The sequence below is a fragment of the Anaerolineae bacterium genome, from assembly GCA_013178015.1.
GTDB lineage: Bacteria > Chloroflexota > Anaerolineae > DRVO01 > DRVO01 > Ch71.
In genome coordinates this window covers 39508-59233 of the sequence record JABLXR010000009.1, presented here as the reverse complement: position 1 = coordinate 59233, position 19726 = coordinate 39508, and the positions used below count along the sequence as shown (strand labels likewise).

The following is a 19726-nucleotide window of genomic DNA, read 5'->3' as shown; positions in this document are numbered from 1 at the left end:
CATCTAGCCGAGGCCAGCCTGGCGGTTGTCGCTATCGCGATGCCCCCCCTGAGCACCCGAAGCCTCCGGCTCCAGGCCCTGATCCTGGCGCATGTGGCAGTGCTTATACTTCTTGCCGCTCCCGCACCAGCAGGGGTCATTGCGCCCCAGCTTGCTCTGGGCCGTAGCCCGGACCGGTGTCCGAGCAACGCCGCCCCCGTCGGCCCGGTTCGTGCGCAATCGCTGCGGGTCCACCGCCGGCTGCGGGGCCGCCACCAGCTGGGCCCGGAAGATGGCGCTTACCACGTCCCGCTGGATGGCGGCGTTGAGCTCGTCGAACATGGCGTGCGCCTCTCTCTTGTAGGCCACCAGCGGATCTTGCTGGCCAAAGGCGCGCAGCCCGATCCCCTCCCGCAGGGCGTCTAGGTCGGTGAGGTGCCGCACCCAGCGTGTGTCCACCGCCCTCAGGATGACCATGCGCTCGAGCTGGCGCATGACTTGTTCGCCATACTGGCGCTCCCGAGCCTCGTAGGCCTGGCGCGCCAACTCGATGAACCGGTCCTCGATCTGGGAGGCGTCCAGCCCCTCCAGTTCCGCCGCCTTGGTGGTGGCCGGAAGGGGGAGCAGCGACCCCACCTCGGCCAGGAATCCATCCAGGTCCCAGGCTGAGCCGTTGAGGTGTCTGTGAACTGCCCCGGCGATCTCCGCTTCGACCATGTCCCACACCACGTCGCGCAGGTTTGCCTCGCTCAGCACCCGCCGCCGCTGCTCGTAGATCACCTCGCGCTGGGTGTTCACCACGTCGTCGAACTGAAGCACGTGCTTGCGGATGTCGAAGTTGTGGCCTTCCACCCTCGTCTGGGCGCTCTCGATGGCTTTCGACACCAGGCCATGCACTATGGGCATGTCCTCCTCCACGCCCAGCCGATCCATCAGGCCCCTTACGCTGTCTCCCCCGAAGCGACGCATGAGGTCATCTTCCAGCGAGAGATAGAACCGCGAGGACCCTGGATCCCCCTGGCGGCCGCCACGCCCGCGTAGCTGGTTGTCAATGCGTCGAGCCTCGTGCCGCTCCGTGCCGATGATGTGCAGGCCACCCAGCTCCAGCACCCGCTGTCGGTCTCTCTCGGTCATCTCCCTGGCGCGCGCCACGGCTGCCTCCCACTCCTGTGGGGAGACGGTGGTGAGGTCCACCCCCTGGCGCCGCAGTTCCTCCCGAGCGATCCCCTCGGGGTTGCCGCCCAGGAGTATGTCCACGCCGCGACCGGCCATGTTGGTGGCAATGGTGACCGCCCCCGGGCGGCCGGCCTGGGCAATGATGGCGGCCTCGCGCTCGTGCTGCTTGGCGTTCAGAACCTGGTGAGGGATGCCCTTGCGCTTCAGCATCGCTGACAGCATCTCTGACCGCTCGATGGAAGCAGTGCCCACCAGGACAGGCCGCCCGATCCGGTGCATTTCCTCAATCTCGGCCACTACCGCTCTGTACTTCGCCGCCTCCGACTTGTACACCAGGTCCGGAGCATCCTCGCGGATCATGGGCTTGTTGGTGGGCACCACCACTACGTCCAGCCCGTAGATGCGGCTGAACTCCTCTGCCTCCGTGGCCGCAGTGCCCGTCATCCCAGCCAGCTTGTCGTACATGCGGAAGTAGTTCTGAAAGGTGATGGTGGCCCAGGTCATCGTCTCCTTCTGGACCTTCACCCCTTCCTTGGCCTCGATGGCCTGGTGCAGGCCCTCAGAGAACCGCCGGCCGTGCATGAGCCGCCCAGTGAACTCATCCACGATGATGACCTCGCCCTGCTGCACGATGTAGTCGCGATCGCGCTGGTACAGCACGTGCGCCCGCAAGGCGTTGTCTAGGTAGGGCGTCAGGTGGTAGTGCTCGGGCGAGTATAGGTTGTCTATGTTCAGCGCGGACTCGATCTTGGCCACTCCCTCGTCGGTCAGAGTGACGATGCGGTCCTTCTCGTCCACCACATAGTCGTGCTCCGGCCGCAGGCGCGGAACCAGCCGCGCGAAGACCTGATAGTACTGGGCCGACTCCTCCGCCTCCCCCGAGATGATGAGGGGGGTGCGGGCTTCGTCGATGAGGATGTTGTCCACCTCATCCACGATGGCATAGTAGAGCTCTCGCTGCACCCTCTGCCTGAGGTCCACCACCATATTATCCCGCAGGTAATCGAAGCCGAACTCGTTGTTGGTGCCGTAGGTCACGTCGGCGGCATAGGCTTCCGCTCGCTCCACCGGCCGGAGATGCTGGTATCGGTCGTCCTCCGCCTGGTAGCTGGGGTCGAAAATGAATGAGCCCAGCCGGCGGTCAGCGGCCGCATTCTGGATCACCCCCACTTTGAGGCCGAGCAGGTGGTATATCGGCCCCATCCATTGAGCGCCGACCTTGGCCAGGTAATCGTTGGGCGTCACCAGGTGCGCCCCTCGGCCGGCCAGCGCGTTCAGGTACAGAGGCATGGTCGCGGTTATGGTCTTGCCTTCGCCAGTCTTCATCTCCGCGATCTGGCCCCGGTGGAGGACCACCCCGCCCATCACCTGTACGTCGAATATGCGCTGTCCCAGGGTGCGTTTGCCCGCCTCTCGCACCAAGGCGAAAGCTTGAGGCAGTATCGAGTCCATCGCCTCGCCCTCAGCTGCCAGGATGCGCTTACGCAATTGGGCCAGATCGTAAGCCAGCCGCTGCCTGTCCCCCCCTCCCGAGCGGAGTTGAGCCTCTAGCTCGGTTGCCCGCTCCCGCAACTCGGGAGCGGTGGACTGTATCTCTCGGCGCCACTCCTGCGTCAGATCCCGCATCCGCCCGTCTGGAAGGCGCTCGTACTCGGCCTCCAGGGCCGCCACTTCCTCCACTAGAGGGCCCAGCCTGCCCAGCTGGCGCTCGTTTCGATCAGGAATGACCTTCTTCAGAATGCCCTTGAGCATGCTCGAACCATCCAGTCACTTGGACCCATTCTGTCGTCTGCAGTCATAAGGCTCATTATACCATCAAAGCAGCAACCGCCCGAGCCAGCGAAGAGGAGCCAGGGCGATAGCATCTTCTGCCTCGGACGCCCCAGATCGCTGAGGAGTGCGTGCGCCCACACGCACCAGGGCCCTGCTTGGCGATGTGGAAGGGCATCAACGCGCCTGGGGGAGCGGACTAGTCAAGGGCGCACCTGAGCCAGCGAAGACGCAATGAGCATGGGAGGAGCCACGCCGCACCTCGGATCCCAGCCGAAGCGCCGTCGGACTGCCCTTGCCTAGGCGGTCGGCAAGTGCTCGCTCCCGGCTTCGGCCCTGGGAGACGCGGTCATCCCGCCCGGACGGAAGCGTCCTGGCTCGCTTGAATCCCGGCCGCCAGGTCACTAGACTACGGGGCAACCACACTGAGGCATTCCACCGGAGGGTATCATGAAGCTGGGCACGGTCACCTACAACCTGGCCAAGGATTGGGACATACCCACTATCATCGAGAAGCTGAGCGCTAACCGTTTCGAGGGGGTCGAACTGCGCACCACCCACGCCCACGGAGTGGAGCTGTCGCTCTCGCCCGCCGAACGGGCCGACGTTCGCCGTCGCTTTGCCGATTCACCGGTGACTCTGGTGGGCCTGGGAAGCACCTACGAGTACCACTCCGCCGACCCTGAGGAACTTAGGGCCAACATCGAAGGCACCAAGGAGTACGCTCGTCTGGCTGCGGACGTGGGCGCCCAAGGGATCAAGGTCCGGCCCAACGGGGTTCAGGACGACAAAGGCATTCCGCGGGAGAGGACCTACGAGCAGATCGGCCGCTCCTTCGACGAATGCGCCGCCTTCGCCGCCGACTACGGCGTCGAAGTGCGCATGGAGGTGCACGGGCGCGTCACTCAGGAACCCGATAACTTCATGCAGATCATGCAGTACGTCGAGCACCCCAATGCCAGGATCTGCTGGAACTCCAACCCGCCCGATGTGACCGCGTCCGGCTCCATCAAGCCCAACTTCGACCGCATGGCGGACCGCATTGGATTGGTCCACATGCGTGACATATACATCCCTGACTATCCCTGGCGGGAGTTGGTGTCGCTCCTCCAGAGCATCAACTACCAAGGCTTCTGCCTGGCCGAGATACCAGAGTCGCCCGAGCCCGAACGCATCATGGGCTACTACCGCGCTCTCTGGGACGCTTACAACGATCTGGCCCGGCGGTAGGCCGTTTCTTCACTAGACGGAGGGAGCGGAGCCCAACGGCGCTCCGCTCCCTCCTCCGCCTACCTCTTGGCCACCAAGTCCTCGACCAGGAGGCGGCCGATAGCCCGCTCGAAAGCCCGTGCCGTCTCCTCTACGTCGTCCTCGTCGTGGGCGGCCGACACCCAGGCGTGGTCGCCCAGGATGTCCACCCCTTCGAGCAGCAGGGCGCGCTTGAGGTGACCGGTCATCTCCGACTTGCCTTCTAGCAGCCGGGTCAGGGGGAAGTCGGGCGGGATCAGGCCGTCCTCGGTGAGCGGGGGGCAGCGATCGGGCGGGGCCAGAAGGAAGTGCACGATGGAGCAGTCCCCGTAGATGCAGCCGCTCACGCCAGTACGAGCCAAGACGGCGTTCAGCTCGCTTCTGATGGCAGCACCGATCTCGCTGGCCCTGGCGGTGGGCAGGCCAGTGGAGACGTGCTCCAGCATGGTGACCCCAGCGGCCGCGGCCAGCGGGTTGGCGTTGTACGTGCCCGTGTGCGCCACTCGGCTCGGCCCTCCTACCCTCCCTTGCCGCCCGTACTCGAGCACCGCCATGATCTCGGCCTTGCCGCCCACGGCTCCCGCCGGCAACCCGCCGCCCACGATCTTCCCGAACGTGGCCAAATCCGGCGTGACTCCGTAGTACTCCTGAGCGCCGCCGGGGCGATAGCGGAACCCCGTGATCACCTCGTCGAAGATCAGCACCACCCCGTTGCGCTCGGTCTCCTCCCGCAGCTGGGCCAGGTACCTTCGGTCCACGGGAAGGCGCCCCGCGCGAGCCCCGCTGGGCTCGAGGATGACAGCGGCCACGTCCCCGCGGGCCAGCTCAGCCTGCACGGGCAGAATGTCGTTAGGCGGCAGCACCGTGACGGGCTCGAGGCAACTGGGCGCAATCCCCTGGCTGGCCGGCGCATCGAAGGGAACCGAGAGCGCGTGGTACACCTGGTCATACCAGCCGTGGAAGTGATCCTGGAACTTGATGATCCGCTCCCGGCCGGTATAGGCTCGGGCGATGCGCAGAGCCAGCATCACCGACTCCGTGCCGCTCATGGTGAACTCCGCCCGGTCGGCGCAAGGGACTAGCTCGGTGACCAGGCCGGCCCAGCGGAGCTCCTTCTCGTGGCAGAAGCCCAGATGAGTGCCTCGTTCCACCTGGGCCTGCACCGCCCGCACGATGTCCGGGTGGCTGTGACCGAGCAGGAGAGAACCGTGCCCTCCGGCGTAGTCTATGTACTCATTCCCGTCCACGTCCCACTTGTGCGACCCCAGAGCGTGGCTCATGTAAAGGGGGAAGGGCAACATGTGCCTGGCGTCGTGGGTCACCCGACGGGGAATGACCTGTCCGGCCTCCTCGGCCAACTCGCGCGACCGGGGAAAGCGCTCCCAGTAGCTCTCGTATATGGTGGTTCGTACCTTTGCCATCAGGCCGTCACCTCGGAGTTCGAAGTGTATCGCCGAGCATCGTCCGCGCCTGCCACAAGCTGGGCGCAACCACGCTAGGTCCAATTGAGATAACCCTCGGCCGGTGCTAGACTATGGGTGCTGGCCTATTACCGCACCAAGGTCCATCCCACTGGACCGGAGCGTCCATGGACGAACGGGGTACGTCACAAGCTTCCAGCAAGCTGCTGCGCGCGCTCATCATAGCGCTGCTCATTGCCGCTGTCATCTTCATCGGCGGGCAGATATTCCAGGTGGCCCGCCGCTTCTTGGACATACTGCTTCTTTTCGCCGGCGCTTGGTTGGTGGCCTTCCTGCTCACACCCATCATCAACTACCTAAACCGGCACCCCATACCCAGCGTCGTGGTCGCCTTTGCCGCACGTCATTCTCGGCCGCAACTGGCTTCGCGACTGGACCGGTTCCGCCTGCCCCACACTCTGGCGGTGGTCCTAGTGTACCTGGGAGTCCTCCTGGGCTTGGCGGTGCTGCTGCTGGTAGCGGTGCCCACTCTGGTGACCCAGCTTGTGGACCTGGGGCGGGCGGCGCCGAGGCTCATCGAGGCAGTGCCAGACCTCCTTGTCCGCCTTCAGGCGGAGCTGGCGGCTCGCGGAGTGGAAGTGGACATCAACCAGCTCTACGAGCCCAACCAGCTGGTGCAGCGAGCGGAGGCGTTCGGGGCCCAGATCGTCCAGCAGGCCTTCGCCTGGGCGGCTGGGCTGGCTTCCATCCTAGTGAGCGTCCTTCTGGTGCTCACCCTCAGTCTGTACATGAACCTGGACGGACCGCGCCTGGCTCGGCAGCTCCACGCCGTCATCCCCGACCACTATCACGGCCAGATCAACCTCCTCGGCCAGTCCATCTCCCGGACCTTCGGGGGCTTCATGCGCGGCCAACTCCTCATCGCGCTCCTCTACGGACTGCCTGCCACCATCGTGATGGCCTTCGCCGGCATCGGCCTGGCCATCGTGATCGGCGCCCTTAGCGGATTCCTCATGCTGATCCCCCTGATAGGCGCTCCCATTGCCATGGTCCTGCCCGCTCTCACGGCGTTGGTTCAGGCCCCTCAGAGCGCCCTCTGGCTACTCATCGTGATGACCGTGTACCAGCAGATCCTGCTTCAGGTGCTCGCCCCCCGGGTTATGGCTGACGTCCTCGGTATGCCGGCACTGCTAGTGCTCATGGCCATAATGGTGAGCATGAGGCTAGTGGGCTTCTGGGGCCTCGTCTTCGGGATCCCTCTGGCTGGCGTTATCTATGCCCTCAGCGTCACCTACCTGGAGCAGAGCAAGATCCGTCGGGAGAGCTTGCCGAGGAGTTCGGAGGGTGCGGCCACCGAAGGTACCTTCTACCTGCCTGCCATGGGTCCAGGATGCCTGCTTGTCCCCACGCTGGGCCCCCCCTCCGACGGGCTGCACACCGTGGGACGCTACCTGGCCAGCCGCGGGATCACCTCACTGGGCGTGGATCCGTACCGGCCGGAGCCCGAGGGGTCCTGGGAGAACTGGTACTCCTCGGTGTTGCTCGCCCTGGACCGGCTGTGGCGGGACTGCAACCAGGTCTTCATCGTCGGTCAGGGGTTGGGTGCCGTTCTGGCCCTCCACGCGGCCTCGGAGTTGCCTGTCGCCGGGGTAGCAGCACTCTCTCTGCCACTCACTCGCGACGGGCGGTACGCAGAATCGGGCGCCACGACGGCCGGGCTGTCCAGCGCCGTGCTCCTCGCCCACCCGACCCGTCTCCGTCCGGATCGCACGCAGAGCGAGACGGCACGCCTCCAGGAACGGACGCACCGGGAGCTCGCCAGCGTCACCTGCCCCGTGCTCCTGGTCCACACCGAGAAGCCGGAGATGGCCAGTCCCGAGGACATGCGCTACGTCCTCGAGCGCCTCGGCACCACCCACAAACGCATCGAGTGGATGGAGTCCCTGGAGACCACTCGTGACTGGGAAGCAGCCGGCCAGCAGGCGTTCGCCTTCTTCCGTCACTACTTCCAGTAGGCATCCGCGGGCATCCGGCCTTTGTGGGGCACCGTCCCCCTATGCTAGCATGGCGCGGCCTAGGAGGTTGGATGCCCCCCATTGCCAGACGTTCGCACCTGCTCGTCTTGCTGGCGTATGTGCTGCTGTCGCTGGCCTTCACCTACCCCGTGGCCACCCAACCGGCCCGGCTTGTGCCAGGGACAGACATCTGGGCCTACGATGAGTATACCTTCCTGTGGAACACCTGGTGGCTGAAGCACTCCGCCCTCGACCTTGGCGTCAACCCACTGACCACGGATTACATCTTCTATCCCCTCGGCGTGCCTCTCGTGCTCTACACCTTCAACTTCACCGGGTCCGCCCTGAGCCTGCCAGTCTATCTGGTTAGCAACCTGCCGCTCGCCACCAACGTCGTGCTCTGGGCCATGCTGGCCCTCTCTGGGTACTCGACCTACCTGCTCACCCGCTACCTCACCTTCCGGGTGGCAGGTCGGAAGGAGGCGGCCGCCGGGCAAGTGGGTCCCTTCGTCGCCGGCCTGGCCTATGCCTTCCCCGCTAGTCGCTTCGTCTACCTTGCCCTGGGCCACTACATCTACGTCATGGTGGCTACCCTGCCCCTCTTCGCCTACTTCGGCCTGCGGGCGCTGGACGAGCGCATCCGCTGGCAACTCTACGCCATTCTGGCAGGCTTGGCGTTCTCCATGACCGCCTTGGTGGAGATGACGCTTGGGCTACTCATGGTGCTTCTGCTGCTGGTCCTAGCGACGTTCCGCTATCGCGGCCTGGGCCTGAAGTCTCTTGGCGCCCGAGTGGGCCTTACCGGTGCCGCTTCGGCCCTCTTCTACGGTCCGCTGCTAGGGCCTATCCTCCGGGAGACTACGCGCGGGGACTATGCTATCACAGGCTGGGGAGACGCTCTGCGGCTGTCGGCGGACTTGGTGGGCCTGCTTACCCCGACGGCCCTACACCCACTCTGGGGGTCCGACTGGTCCCGACACCTGCGCGACGTGATGACCGGGACCGGACGGTTCAGCGACGTCCATACTCTCTTCCTCGGCTACGGCACCCTGGTCCTGGCGGCGGTGGCGGCGGTGGTCTACGCCCGCCGTGTCCTTCCCTGGCTCGTTACCGCAGCGGGCTCGGTAGTGCTGGCCCTGGGTCCGCTCCTCCAGATCAACGGTCGTTACGTCTTCGACCTGGACGGCCTATCCACCACCGTGCCGCTGCCCTTCGTCCTCCTGCACTACATCCCTCTGGCCAGCGCCGGCCGAGCGCCGAACCGCTTTAGCGTGTTGGCGGTGATGGCATTGGCGCCGCTCGTCGGCATGGGGGTCCACTGGCTGGCACAGCACTATCGGCGCTGGTGGCTAGGGGGCATCCTGGCGACGGCGGGCGCCCTGGTGCTGATGTGGGACGGCATCTCGCTGCCTTTGCCCACCACCGACGCCTCCGTGCCTCAGTTCTATGCCTCCCTGGCCCAGGAGGAAGGCGAGTTCTCCATCCTGACTCTTCCCTTCGGGGTGCGCAGCTCCTTCGGCACCCTTGGGGCAGAGCGGACGCAGCTGCAATACTACCAGACGGTGCACGAGAAGCGCTTCATCGGGGGCAACATCTCCCGCGCGCCCGACATCAACTTCGACTACTACCGAACGGCGACGCCACTAGCCCGCCTGCTGGCCGTCGAGTCGTACCAAGAACTGCCCCCAATGGATCTGGAGCGGGAGCGCCAGCTGGCCGCCGAGTTGGCCACCGTCCTGGACCTGCGCTACCTGGTCGTGCACGCACCCATCCCTGGGCGTCTGCCTTACGCCGACACCTACGACGAGGCTTTCGCCTACGTCTCCCGCATCTTCGACCTCACGGAGGTTCACCGCGACCCGGAGGGTCGGCTAGTGGCGTACCGCGTCAGCCGGCCCGATACGCCCCAGAATGTCTCGCTGCAGCTAGCGGACAGCGACCGGAGCATGTACCTGGGCCGCGGCTGGTCCCGCCCCGAGGTCATCGCCGGTGTGCCGGGCCGGTGGATCGAGGGCACCGTGGCCGAGGTCTACCTCCCGGCGAGCGACCCCTCGGATCGCATTCTCACCTTCAGCGCGGCGCCGTTCACCTTCCCGGGTGCTCCCGAGCAGCGCCTCACGGTGGCGGTCAACGGGCAGGAGGTGGCCCGCCTGGGAATGGCCCCCAACTGGCAGCAGTACTCCATCTCGGTGCCCGGGGAGACGCTCAGGGAGGGCCTGAATCGGGTGCAGATCCGATTGGCCCACGCCCGCAGGCCCGTGGACGTCCTCGCGGATGGCTACATGATCGGTGGCACCGGCATTCGGGCGCCGGTGCATTTGGAGGCCAACAGCCGCCCGGAGCTGGCCTACATCACCGTGGGCACCGAAGACGGGTCCCTACACGCGGAAGGCATCAACCTGGCTCTGTTCCACCCCAGCAGCGGGGCCGTCCTGGCTCGAGCCCACTTCACCTGGGAGGAGGGCGAGGTGATGGTTCGGTTCCTAGACCAGGCTGACCTCGGCACCGGCGTGATCGCCGCGGTCTCGGGTGGCGTCCCCGACCACCCGGACGAGGCCATCTGCCGAGCCCTCCAGAGCGCCGGTGCGAGTTGGTGCCCTCCGGCCGGTTCCCCGGGGTACGCCCTGATCGGAGCTACCGGTGCCACCGCGGGTTCGGCCCTCGAGGCGGGAGGCGACAGCGCCTACCTCAGGCTCAGCCCCGACTTCCGCTCCCTGTCGGCAGCCCTCTCTGAGCTCACGCTCCAGCCCCTACCCTGAGGCATGGGCTCGCACGGCCGCGGCACCCAGGGACGCACCCCGCTTGGCGACGCGCTGCTGAGCCTGACCGTCGGGCTGGGGGCTCTGGCGTTGTTCCTGCCCACGGTGGCCACCGGGGTCCTCGAGGGCGACCCGGGCGAGTTCCAGATGGCTGCTGCCATCGGCGGCCTCGCCCACCCAACGGGCTATCCCCTCTATCTCACCATCGGGTGGCTCTGGGCCCGGGTCGCCCCGATTGGCTCCCCCGCGCACGCCCTGAACTTGCTGTCGGCCCTGTTCGGGGCGGCAGCGGTCGGACTCACCTGCCTGGTAGTGCTGGCATTGGCCAGCCGATCACCCTGGTGGGCTGCCTGGCCGGCAGGGGTCTCCGCCGGGCTAGCCCTGTCGGCTTCGCCTACATTCTGGTCGCAGAGCATCGTGGCCGAAGTGTACAGCCTTCATGCTCTACTGCTGGCCGGCCTGGTCCTGCTGGGGCTAAGGTACACCCACCAGCCGGGCAGGTGGTGGGTAATTGGGCTGCTGTTGGGATTGGGTCTGGCGCATCACCGCATGACCCTTCTCTACCTCCCCCCAACCCTCCTGGCCCTGGCGCTGGCGCGGCCACCCCGCCCGGCGCGGTCGGACATCGCCCGCGCGGCTCTGGCCGCCTTCCTGCCACTGCTCTTCTATGCCTATCTCCCCCTGCGAGCGTCCCACACGCCCTACCTGCACCTGGAGCTGGCTCCGGGGGACGAGCTCATCCTGTACCGCAACGACCTTGCCGGTTTCCTCACCTTCGTGTCGGGGCAGCCCTTCGGGACTGCCGTCACGCTCGTGGGCCTGCCGGCCCGCGCCCAGGAAGCCGTCGGCTGGGCCGCCGCGGAACTGAGCCTGCTCGTCTGGGCTCTGGCCCTGGCTGGGGTCATCTGGCTCATGCGACACCGTAGGGAGGCCGCCGTCCTCCTGGCTGGCTCTTTTGCGCTCAATGTGGCATTCAATCTCGTGTACAGCATCGGAGACATCCGCGTCTTCTACCTGCCCGTGTACCAGATCGGAGCCATACTGGCGGGGACGGCCATCGCCTCCTCCGCTCTGGCTCGCGGCCATCGGATCGTGGCGCCTCTCCTCGCCGGCGTCGTGGTGATCGTGGTTCTCTTCAGGCTGCCGGGCGCCAGGGCCCTCGCCTTGGCATCGGTGCCCGAGCCACCCGCCGACCGGTGGCCCGCCGTTCTCGACCGGGCACCGAGGGGCGCCATCCTGCTGTCCAATGACCGCAACGAGATCGTGCCCCTATGGTATCACCAGTACGTACTGGGGGCTCGGCCCGACCTGCTGGGCCTCTTTCCGCTCATCTCGCCCGAGCCCCCCTACGCCCACATCGGCGCGCTTGCGCACCGGGTACTGCCCACCGGCCGCGAGGTCTACCTGATCAAGGATATGCCCGGCCTCGAGGTAGGATTCCAGTTGGAGCCTGCCACTCCCCCTCTGGTCAGGGTGCTGGGGCCGTGGCAGATGAACCCAGCAGCTGCCGATTCGCAGCACCTGTCGCAGGAACTGGAGCTGCTGGGCTGGGAAGCACCCGCCCAGGCCGTGGTGCCGGGCGAGGAAGTGACCGTGGTCCTCTATTGGCGGCCGCTGGAGGCCCTCAGTTACCCCTACTCGTCCTACATCCACGTGCTGGACGCCGAGGGCCGGCCGGCATGGCCCGGCAGCGACCACCGCCCTGGGGGCGTGTACTATCCCGCTGACCTCTGGGTCCCTGGCCAGGTGATACGGGACGAACACCACTTGGCCGTGCCAGAGGACGCCCCGCCCGGGACGTACCGCCTCCTGGCTGGCATGTACGAGTACCCCTCGCTCCAGACGTACGGCCGGGCTCTGGACTTGGGCCCTCTGGAGATCCGCCCGCCCAAAGACTGAAAGTCAGTACCACTGGCGCGGCGAGGCCGGTGCTTCCTATCGTAGTCGCCAATCCGAATGGCAAGAGCTCAGGAGCGGAGGGACCGGTTCCAGCGAGCACCGCCACCAAGGTCCTTCACTGCGCTCAGAGTGCGAGAGCAGACCCCGACTGCATTCCAGGCACATCTTCTTTGGAGGAGTGCGCGCGCCCACGCGCGCCCTGTGCCGAAGTGCCCACCGCGGCTGGGGGCGCTCACTCCTCAGGGGGATGCGAGCGCCCTCGCCTCGCCCTCGTGGCCGGCCCAGGAGCCTACCCTGAGAGCCAGTGAGGAAAGCACCCACGCGGGCACATCCCGTGAGACTGCCGCCCGGAGACGCTCGTCCCCTCGATGCGGCTCCTTATCCTGATGGACCACAGTCGCCCCTTGCGGTATAATGATGGTTTGGATCACTATGGAACGAGACAACATCCGCAACTTCTGCATCATAGCCCACGTGGACCACGGCAAGTCCACCCTGGCCGACCGTCTTCTGGAGCGCACCGGCACCATCTCCGAGAGAGACATGACGGAGCAGGTGCTAGACGCCATGGAACTGGAGCGCGAGAAGGGGGTAACCATCAAGGCTTCCGCGGTCCGCATGTACTACGACGCGCCCGACGGCCAGCGCTACGAGCTCAACCTGATAGACACGCCCGGCCACGTGGACTTCTCCTACGAGGTGTCGCGAGCGCTGGCGGCCTGCGAGGGCGCCCTATTGGTGGTGGACGCCTCTCAGGGGGTGGAGGCGCAGACCATCGCCAATCTCTACCAGGCGCTCGACCACAACTTGGTCATCGTACCGGTGGTCAACAAGATAGACCTGCCCAGCGCCCATCCGGAAGCCGTGGCCCATGAGCTGTCCGACCTGTTCGGCTTCGACAAGGAGGACGTCATCCTGGCGTCGGCCAAGGACGGACGGGGTTGCGACGAGGTGCTCCAGGCAGTGGTGGCCCGGGTGCCACCGCCAAGGCCGGCGGAGACGGAGTCGCTGCGAGCGCTAGTGTTCGACACTCACTACGACCCCTACAAGGGAGTGGTGGCCTACATACGTGTCTTCGACGGCGCTCTGCCCCGCAGAAGCGTCCTCCTCGCCATGGCCACCGGAGAGCGGTTCGAACCCATAGAGGTGGGGGTGTTCGCCCCAGGCATGACCCCCACCGACGAGCTCACTGCTGGCGAAGTCGGCTACGTGGCCACCGGCCTCAAGAGCGCCCATGATTGCGCCGTAGGAGACACCATCACTCTGGCCAGCTCCCCGGCATCTCGACCTCTGCCCGGTTACCGGCCGGCCAAGCCCATGGTGTTCGCTGGCCTCTACCCCTCCGAGGGCGAGGACTTCGCCCTCCTGCGGGACTCACTAGAGAAGCTGACCCTCAACGATGCCTCTCTCACCTGGCAGCCAGAGACGTCCCAGGCTCTGGGTTTCGGGTTCCGGGCCGGTTTCCTAGGCCTGTTTCACATGGAGATCATACAGGAGCGGCTGGAGCGGGAGTACGGACTGGACATCGTCTTCACCGCACCCAACGTCGAATACGAGGTCCTCACCCGTCAGGGGCACACTGTCCTGGTGGACAGCCCGGCGGACCTGCCCCCGGAGGGCGACATCGAGGAGATCCGAGAGCCCTGGGCCGAGGTGACTCTGGTCACGCCTACCGAGTACATAGGGTCGGTGATGGAGCTCGTCACCGGGCGGAGAGGGGTGCAGAAGAACATGGAGTACCTAGACGAGAGCCGCGCCCTGCTCACCTACGAAATGCCCCTTTCCGAGCTCATCATTGACTTACATGACCAGCTCAAATCCCGCACCCGGGGCTACGGCAGCATGGACTACCGGCTGATCGGCTTTCGGGCCGCTGACCTGGTGCGAGTGGACATCCTGGTCAACGACGAGCCCGTAGACGCGCTCTCCATGATCGTGCATCGCCAAGACGCCTACCGCAAAGGGTCAGCGCTGGTCTCCCGGCTCAAGGAGCTCATACCACGGCAGCTCTTCACCGTCCCGGTACAGGCCGCCGTGGGCAAGAGGGTGATCTCCCGGGCCAACGTCAAGGCTCTGCGCAAGAATGTCACCGCCAAGTGTTACGGCGGCGACGTCACCCGCAAGCGAAAGCTCCTGGAGCGCCAGAAGGAGGGGAAGAAGCGCCTGAAGCAGATCGGTAGCGTCTCCGTGCCCCAAGAAGCCTTCATGGCCCTGCTCTCTGTCGAATAGGTTACAGGTTGTGGGGAACAGGTTACAGGGGTAGGTTGCGGCCGAACGCCCGCTACGTCCGGCGCCTGTCTCCGTCCCCTGTAACCTCTACCCTATTCCCTACAACCTATAACCTACTCAGACGGTACTCGGCGCCGAAGGCAGCCCCGTCGTAGCCTGGGTCATCGAGCCTGAGGTCACTGAGGTAGCGGCGGGCCCCATCGTTGAGCCAGGACTGACGCGCCGCCAGGGCCAGCAACTCGGGCACCAGCAGGTCCTCGATTCCCATGGGCACCTCAGCCTCCCCGGCGTAGTACGGCAATAGCGCCTCCAGCAGGGCCCGGTACAACCTGCCGCTCTCGGCAATCATCTGGGTGATGCCGCGGTCACTCACTAGCGTGGCGTAGAATGGCAGCCACCTTCCCCCGATCGGCTTGCCGATGGTCAGGATCCCTCGGCGTCCGTCCTGCCACACAACCTCTATCTGTCGCTGGCCCTTGGCCCCCAGGTACTTGACGCTCTCCACCTTGGTTCCCATGAGGGCCACCAGAAGGGCATAGGCGTGGATGCCGTAGTTGAACTCGTCTACCCCGCAACCCACGAAAGCGAACTGGGGCTCGCCCCGCTCCTCCACCGGCCGGGCGAGGTACTCCCGGGCCTCGTAGGCGAAGCGCAGGGACGAGCCGCCGCTGATTCGAGCCCCCTGCCTGGCCCAGTCCCGCAGCACGTGGATGTCTTTCAGGTTCCCTACGATGGGCTTGTCGAGCAACACGCCCTTCCCCGCCTCCACGAAGGGGCGTGCTCGCTCCACGTGAAGGTCCCAATTGGCCGTGTGCACTATGGCCAGGTCCACCTCGTCCGCCATCTGCTCGGGCGAGTCGAACACCCTGGGAACCTGCAGCTTATCGGCGAACTCACGGGCGTATCCTTGCGGCCAAACGCCCCCGCCGTCATAGACCCCCACCACTTCGTGCCCCAACTCGCGCTCGATGGGGATCCAGTTCTGCGGGTGCGAGGTATCGAGGTCAACGTGCCCGATGCGCAGCCTAGCCATCCTCCGAACCTCCGTCACTGTCGGGGCGGCCTTCACCTGCGGCAGCCCCGTCGAACTTCAGGGTCACGATGGGCTGGTTCTTCTCCACCGAGTCCCCCGGTCCTACGTGAATCTGCGTCACGACGCCGGCAGCAGGGGCCTGGAGTGGGTTCTCCATCTTCATGGACTCGACCACCACTAGGGTCTGTCCCAGCCGCACCTGCTGCCCCACCGACACTGGCAGAGACGCCACCAACCCGGGCATGGGCGCACGCACCACTTCGTCGGTCCGCCGACCGCGTCCGCCCTCGCTCGCTCCACTAAGCCCTTCCGGGCGGACGGTGACGCTGTACATCTCCCCGGCCAGCATCACGCTGTAGTGGAAACGGCTCTCCTCTTCCACGCTTACCTCGACTGAGGCGCTGTCCACGAGGAGAGAATAGAGGGGCAAGTCGCCAATCTGTTTCACATCGAGCTCCAGCCACTCGCCATCTACCGCGATGCGGCCACCCTCGACGTCGATGCGGTACTGACGCCCCTCGACCTCGACCACGTACTTCATCTAGTCGCCCATGGCCTCCGACCGCCCTGCAAGCCGCCAGGCGCCATCGGCGCGAGAGGAATCGCGCCTCTCCGCTGCCCGCCGTCCTCTCTTCGTGTTCTCCACATATGCAGCCGCCACCGCGGCAATGAGCTCGTGCGCCTGCCTGCTTTCAGTGCTGAGAGAGAAGCGCTGTTCCAAGAACGTGGTGTCAAACTGACCACCGATGAAGCTGGGGCTGTTGAACAGCTGGTGACAGAAGGGGATGTTGGTCTTGATGCCCGAGATGCGACACTCCTCCAGGGCGCGCAGGATGCGCATGATGGCATCGCCTCGCGTCTCCCCCCAAGCGATCACCTTGGCAATAAGGCTGTCGTAGTACGGGGTGACTTCGAAACCGTCGTACACGCCGCTTTCCACCCTGATCCCCGGGCCCGCCGGCTCCGAGAACCCGGTGATTCGGCCAGTGCTGGGGGCAAAGTTGGAGTATGGATCCTCCGCCAGGATGCGGCACTCGATGGCCCAGCCCCGTGGCTGGATGTCTGACTGCCGGTACCGCAACCGTCTTCCGGCCGCGATCCGCAGCTGTTCCTTCACAATATCTACGCCGGTGACCATCTCGCTCACCGGATGCTCCACCTGCAGCCTCGGGTTTACCTCGAGGAAATAGAAACTCCCCGTCGAGTCCAGCAGGAACTCTACCGTCCCGGCCGAGCAGTATTGGGCTGACCGCACAGCCAGCAGGGCTACTTCGCCCATCCTCTGCCGCAAGTCGTCCGTGAGGGCGCGGGAAGGCGTCTCCTCTATGACCTTTTGGTGTCGGCGCTGGATCGAGCACTCACGGTCGCCCAGGTGTATGGCATTGCCGTAGCTGTCGGCCAGTATCTGAAACTCAATGTGCCGTGCCCCCTGAACCGTTCGCTCCAGGTAGACCGTATCGTCCCCGAAGGCAGCCCGTGCCTCTCGCCGGGCCACCTCCAAGGCCGGCTCGAGCTCTTCTCGCCTGCGCACTAGTCGCATGCCCTTGCCGCCGCCTCCGGCGGCTGCCTTGATCAGCAGAGGGAAGCCAAGACGCTCGGCCGCCGAAGTCAGGTCGCTGCCCGTGTCCTCATCGCTCCCGGGGACGATGGGCACTCCCGCCTCCCGCATGAACCGACGGGCTGCCACCTTGTCGCCCAGGAGCCGAATAGTCTCGTAGTCGGGCCCCACGAAGATAAGCCCAGCTTCCACACAGGCCTGAGCGAACAGCGCGTTCTCGGCCAGAAACCCATACCCGGGATGCACGGCATCGGCCCCGGAGCGCACCGCCGCGTCCACGATGCGAGCGATGCTCAGGTAGCTTTCCCGAGAAGGCGCCGGGCCGATCCGGTAGGCCTCATCTGCCAGGCGCACGTGCAGGCCGGTTCGGTCGGCATCGGAGTAGACGGCGACCGTCCTCATGCCCAGCTCGCGGCACGCCCGGATGATGCGCACCGCGATCTCGCCTCTGTTGGCAATGAGTACCTTTCTGATCATCAGCTCGGATGGGTGAGTGTCAAAGAGGGATGTTGCCGTGCTTACGCGGTAGATTCTTCTGTCTCTTGTTCCGCAGCATCTGCAGAGCTCGGATCAGCCAGGGTCGAGTCTGTCTCGGTTCGATGACGTCGTCTATCAGCCCCCTCTCAGCTGCCACGAAGGGGTTGGCGAACCGCTCTCTGTACTCCACTACCAGTCGCGCCCGCAGGGCCTCGCGCTCCTCCTCGGGCGCGCTCGCCAGAGTCCGGCGATGGATGATATTGACCGCGCTCTCCGCTCCCATCACAGCCAGCTCGGCCATGGGCCACGCTACGGTCAGGTCGCCCCTGGTAGGGAGGGAGTTCATAACGCAGTAGGCTCCACCGTATGCTTTCCTGGTGATGACAGTCACGCGAGGGACCGTCGCCTCGCAGAAGGCGTAGAGCAGCTTGGCTCCCGAGCGGATGATGCCGCCGTGCTCCTGATCCAGCCCGGGCAGGAAGCCGGGGACGTCCTCGAAGACTACTAGGGGGATGTTGAAGCAGTCACAGAAGCGCACGAACCGGGCCGCCTTCTCAGAGGCGTTGATGTCCAGCACTCCGGCCAGCACCAGAGGCTGAGAGGCCACCACGCCGACGGGGTGCCCATCGAGCCGGGCAAAGCCCACTACGATGTTCTGAGCGTAGTCGGCATGTACCTCCAGAAACTGGCCGTCGTCCATAACCCTGGTGATGACCTCGTGCATGTCATAGGGCTGCGAGGGGCTCTCCGGCACTATCGAGTCCAGCGCCTCGTCCTGACGCTCGGGGTCATCTTCGGGCTCGAGGTACGGTGGGTCTTCCAGGTTGTTCTGGGGGAGATAGCTCAGCAACAGCCGTATCAGGGCTAGGCACTCCTCATCCCCCTCCACTCGGAAGTGAGCCACGCCGCTCTGCCCCGCGTGCACAGCCGCCCCACCCAACTGCTCAAAGGTTACCTCCTCGTGAGTCACCGCGCGGACCACGTCGGGGCCAGTCACGAACATGTAGGACGTGTCCTGGCACATGATCACGAAGTCGGTAAGAGCAGGGGAGTACACCGCTCCCCCGGCGCAGGGGCCCATGATGGCCGATATCTGGGGCACTACGCCCGACGCCAGCGTGTTCCGGAGGAAGATTCTGGCATACGCCGCCAGTGACTCCACCCCTTCCTGAATGCGGGCGCCGCCGCTGTCGTTGAGCCCCACCACCGGGGCACCGTTCTGGGTGGCTAGGTCCATCAGTCGGCAGATCTTGTCGGCGTGTGCCTGGCCCAGAGACCCGCCCATGACGGTGAAGTCCTGGCTGAAGACGTACACCAGCCGCCCCTCTATGCTGCCGTAGCCGGTGACCACCCCGTCCCCCAACGGGCCCACGCCATCGGGGCCGAATGCGGCGCCGCGGGACCGTGCGAACGGCCCTATCTCGACAAACGTATCGGGATCGAGGAGGACGGCGATGCGCTCTCGCGCTGTGAGCTTCCCCTTGGCGTGCTGGGTTGCCACCCTCTCGGGACCGCCACCGGCAAGGGACTCCGCCCGAAGCGCTTCCAGGCGGTCTCGCCACTCCTGCTGCTCGCCAACCGCCTCGCTATCCATCGCGCCCGCACTCCCCACCTGTCTGGCCTGCTAGCACTCTCTCGATTGCCCCCTGAAGCCGGCTGCGGGTGTCGGTAAGGCTCTCAGGAATGACCCGGGTATGGGCAAGGATGGGCATGAAGTTGGTATCCCCCTGCCACCGCGGTACCACGTGCACGTGCACGTGAGCCTCGATCCCCGCCCCGGCCGCCTTGCCCAGGTTCACACCTATGTTGAACCCGTCGGGCGATGCCAGGTTTCGGAGACCGGCCAGGGTCAGGTTCACCAGCTGCATGATCGAAAGCAGTTCGGCCTCCTGCAGCAGCTCGAGGGAGCCCACGTGACGGTTGGGGACCACCATCGCGTGACCGTTGTTGTACGGATATCGGTTCAGCATGACAAAGGCCCTCTCGGCTCGGTGTACCACCAGGTTGCTGCTATCGAGCCCTTCGGCCAGTGCCTGGCAGAAAATGCAGCCCGATGGCTTGTCTGCCGTGAGATACGGCATCCGCCAGGGCGTCCACAGGCGATCCATTTGCCACCTACTCCTGAGAGTCACGGCATTCTACCATCGCCTTCCACCCCGCTC

General features: G+C 65.6%; 12 protein-coding genes. 5 read left to right on the top strand and 7 right to left on the bottom strand.

What is annotated here, in order from left to right; all coding sequences use genetic code 11:
* Positions 1 to 3 precede the first annotated feature (3 nt).
* Positions 4 to 2907 (bottom strand): preprotein translocase subunit SecA, encoded by a 2904-nt coding sequence (gene secA, locus HPY83_04920; protein ID NPV07291.1) that lies wholly within the window; start codon positions 2905 to 2907, stop codon positions 4 to 6.
* A 468-nt stretch (positions 2908 to 3375) separates the two neighbouring features.
* On the opposite strand from secA, the gene HPY83_04915 reads away from it, so the two are divergent.
* Entirely contained in the window at positions 3376 to 4155 is a 780-nt protein-coding gene (locus HPY83_04915; protein ID NPV07290.1) for a sugar phosphate isomerase/epimerase, read from the top strand.
* A 59-nt stretch (positions 4156 to 4214) separates the two neighbouring features.
* Here the strand turns inward: HPY83_04915 and HPY83_04910 are convergent, their stop codons facing one another.
* The gene (locus HPY83_04910; GenBank protein ID NPV07289.1) at positions 4215 to 5594 is read right to left on the bottom strand and encodes an aminotransferase class III-fold pyridoxal phosphate-dependent enzyme; all 1380 of its coding nucleotides are present in this window, start codon (positions 5592 to 5594) and stop codon (positions 4215 to 4217) included.
* Between the two features lie 167 nt (positions 5595 to 5761).
* Between HPY83_04910 and HPY83_04905 the strand changes: the two genes are divergently transcribed.
* The 4 genes from HPY83_04905 (at position 5762) to lepA (ending at position 14496) form a co-directional block, all read left to right on the top strand.
* A complete protein-coding gene (locus HPY83_04905) occupies positions 5762 to 7609 on the top strand; it encodes an AI-2E family transporter (protein ID NPV07288.1) in 1848 nt (615 codons plus the stop codon).
* A 71-nt stretch (positions 7610 to 7680) separates the two neighbouring features.
* Positions 7681 to 10368: a hypothetical protein gene (locus HPY83_04900; protein ID NPV07287.1), complete on the top strand. Its 2688-nt coding sequence runs from the start codon at positions 7681 to 7683 to the stop codon at positions 10366 to 10368.
* A gap of 3 nt (positions 10369 to 10371) precedes the next feature.
* Positions 10372 to 12267, top strand: a complete 1896-nt coding sequence (locus HPY83_04895; protein NPV07286.1) for a DUF2723 domain-containing protein — start codon at positions 10372 to 10374, stop codon at positions 12265 to 12267.
* Between the two features lie 432 nt (positions 12268 to 12699).
* Positions 12700 to 14496 carry an elongation factor 4 gene (gene lepA, locus HPY83_04890; protein NPV07285.1) on the top strand — a complete coding sequence of 599 codons (1797 nt, stop codon included), beginning with the start codon at positions 12700 to 12702 and terminating at the stop codon, positions 14494 to 14496.
* Positions 14497 to 14602: 106 nt separating this feature from the next.
* On the opposite strand, the gene HPY83_04885 is transcribed toward lepA, so the two are convergent.
* The 5 genes from HPY83_04885 to HPY83_04865 are packed head-to-tail and all read right to left on the bottom strand — an operon-like array spanning position 14603 to position 19672.
* A complete protein-coding gene (locus HPY83_04885; protein NPV07284.1) occupies positions 14603 to 15529 on the bottom strand; it encodes a Gfo/Idh/MocA family oxidoreductase in 927 nt (308 codons plus the stop codon).
* Complete coding sequence (locus HPY83_04880; protein NPV07283.1) at positions 15522 to 16070, bottom strand: acetyl-CoA carboxylase biotin carboxyl carrier protein subunit; 549 nt, start codon at positions 16068 to 16070, stop codon at positions 15522 to 15524. Before HPY83_04880 ends, HPY83_04885 begins: the two co-directional genes overlap by 8 nt.
* Positions 16071 to 17564: an acetyl-CoA carboxylase biotin carboxylase subunit gene (accC, locus tag HPY83_04875; protein NPV07282.1), complete on the bottom strand. Its 1494-nt coding sequence runs from the start codon at positions 17562 to 17564 to the stop codon at positions 16071 to 16073.
* A 19-nt stretch (positions 17565 to 17583) separates the two neighbouring features.
* Positions 17584 to 19158, bottom strand: a complete 1575-nt coding sequence (locus tag HPY83_04870) for an acyl-CoA carboxylase subunit beta (GenBank protein ID NPV07281.1) — start codon at positions 19156 to 19158, stop codon at positions 17584 to 17586.
* On the bottom strand, positions 19151 to 19672 hold the full coding sequence (locus HPY83_04865) for an HIT domain-containing protein (protein NPV07280.1): 522 nt from the start codon (positions 19670 to 19672) through the stop codon (positions 19151 to 19153). The genes HPY83_04870 and HPY83_04865 overlap by 8 nt, the downstream gene beginning before the upstream one ends.
* Positions 19673 to 19726 lie beyond the last annotated feature (54 nt).

What these genes read in the sequence shown, in the direction of transcription:
- secA (NPV07291.1), bottom strand. Translation starts at nt 2,907, where the DNA reads ATGCTCAAGGGCATTCTGAAGAAGGTCATTCCTGATCGAAACGAGCGC.
- HPY83_04915 (NPV07290.1), top strand. Translation starts at nt 3,376, where the DNA reads ATGAAGCTGGGCACGGTCACCTACAACCTGGCCAAGGATTGGGACATA.
- HPY83_04910 (NPV07289.1), bottom strand. Translation starts at nt 5,594, where the DNA reads ATGGCAAAGGTACGAACCACCATATACGAGAGCTACTGGGAGCGCTTT.
- HPY83_04905 (NPV07288.1), top strand. Translation starts at nt 5,762, where the DNA reads ATGGACGAACGGGGTACGTCACAAGCTTCCAGCAAGCTGCTGCGCGCG.
- HPY83_04900 (NPV07287.1), top strand. Translation starts at nt 7,681, where the DNA reads ATGCCCCCCATTGCCAGACGTTCGCACCTGCTCGTCTTGCTGGCGTAT.
- HPY83_04895 (NPV07286.1), top strand. Translation starts at nt 10,372, where the DNA reads ATGGGCTCGCACGGCCGCGGCACCCAGGGACGCACCCCGCTTGGCGAC.
- lepA (NPV07285.1), top strand. Translation starts at nt 12,700, where the DNA reads ATGGAACGAGACAACATCCGCAACTTCTGCATCATAGCCCACGTGGAC.
- HPY83_04885 (NPV07284.1), bottom strand. Translation starts at nt 15,529, where the DNA reads ATGGCTAGGCTGCGCATCGGGCACGTTGACCTCGATACCTCGCACCCG.
- HPY83_04880 (NPV07283.1), bottom strand. Translation starts at nt 16,070, where the DNA reads ATGAAGTACGTGGTCGAGGTCGAGGGGCGTCAGTACCGCATCGACGTC.
- accC (NPV07282.1), bottom strand. Translation starts at nt 17,564, where the DNA reads ATGATCAGAAAGGTACTCATTGCCAACAGAGGCGAGATCGCGGTGCGC.
- HPY83_04870 (NPV07281.1), bottom strand. Translation starts at nt 19,158, where the DNA reads ATGGATAGCGAGGCGGTTGGCGAGCAGCAGGAGTGGCGAGACCGCCTG.
- HPY83_04865 (NPV07280.1), bottom strand. Translation starts at nt 19,672, where the DNA reads ATGGATCGCCTGTGGACGCCCTGGCGGATGCCGTATCTCACGGCAGAC.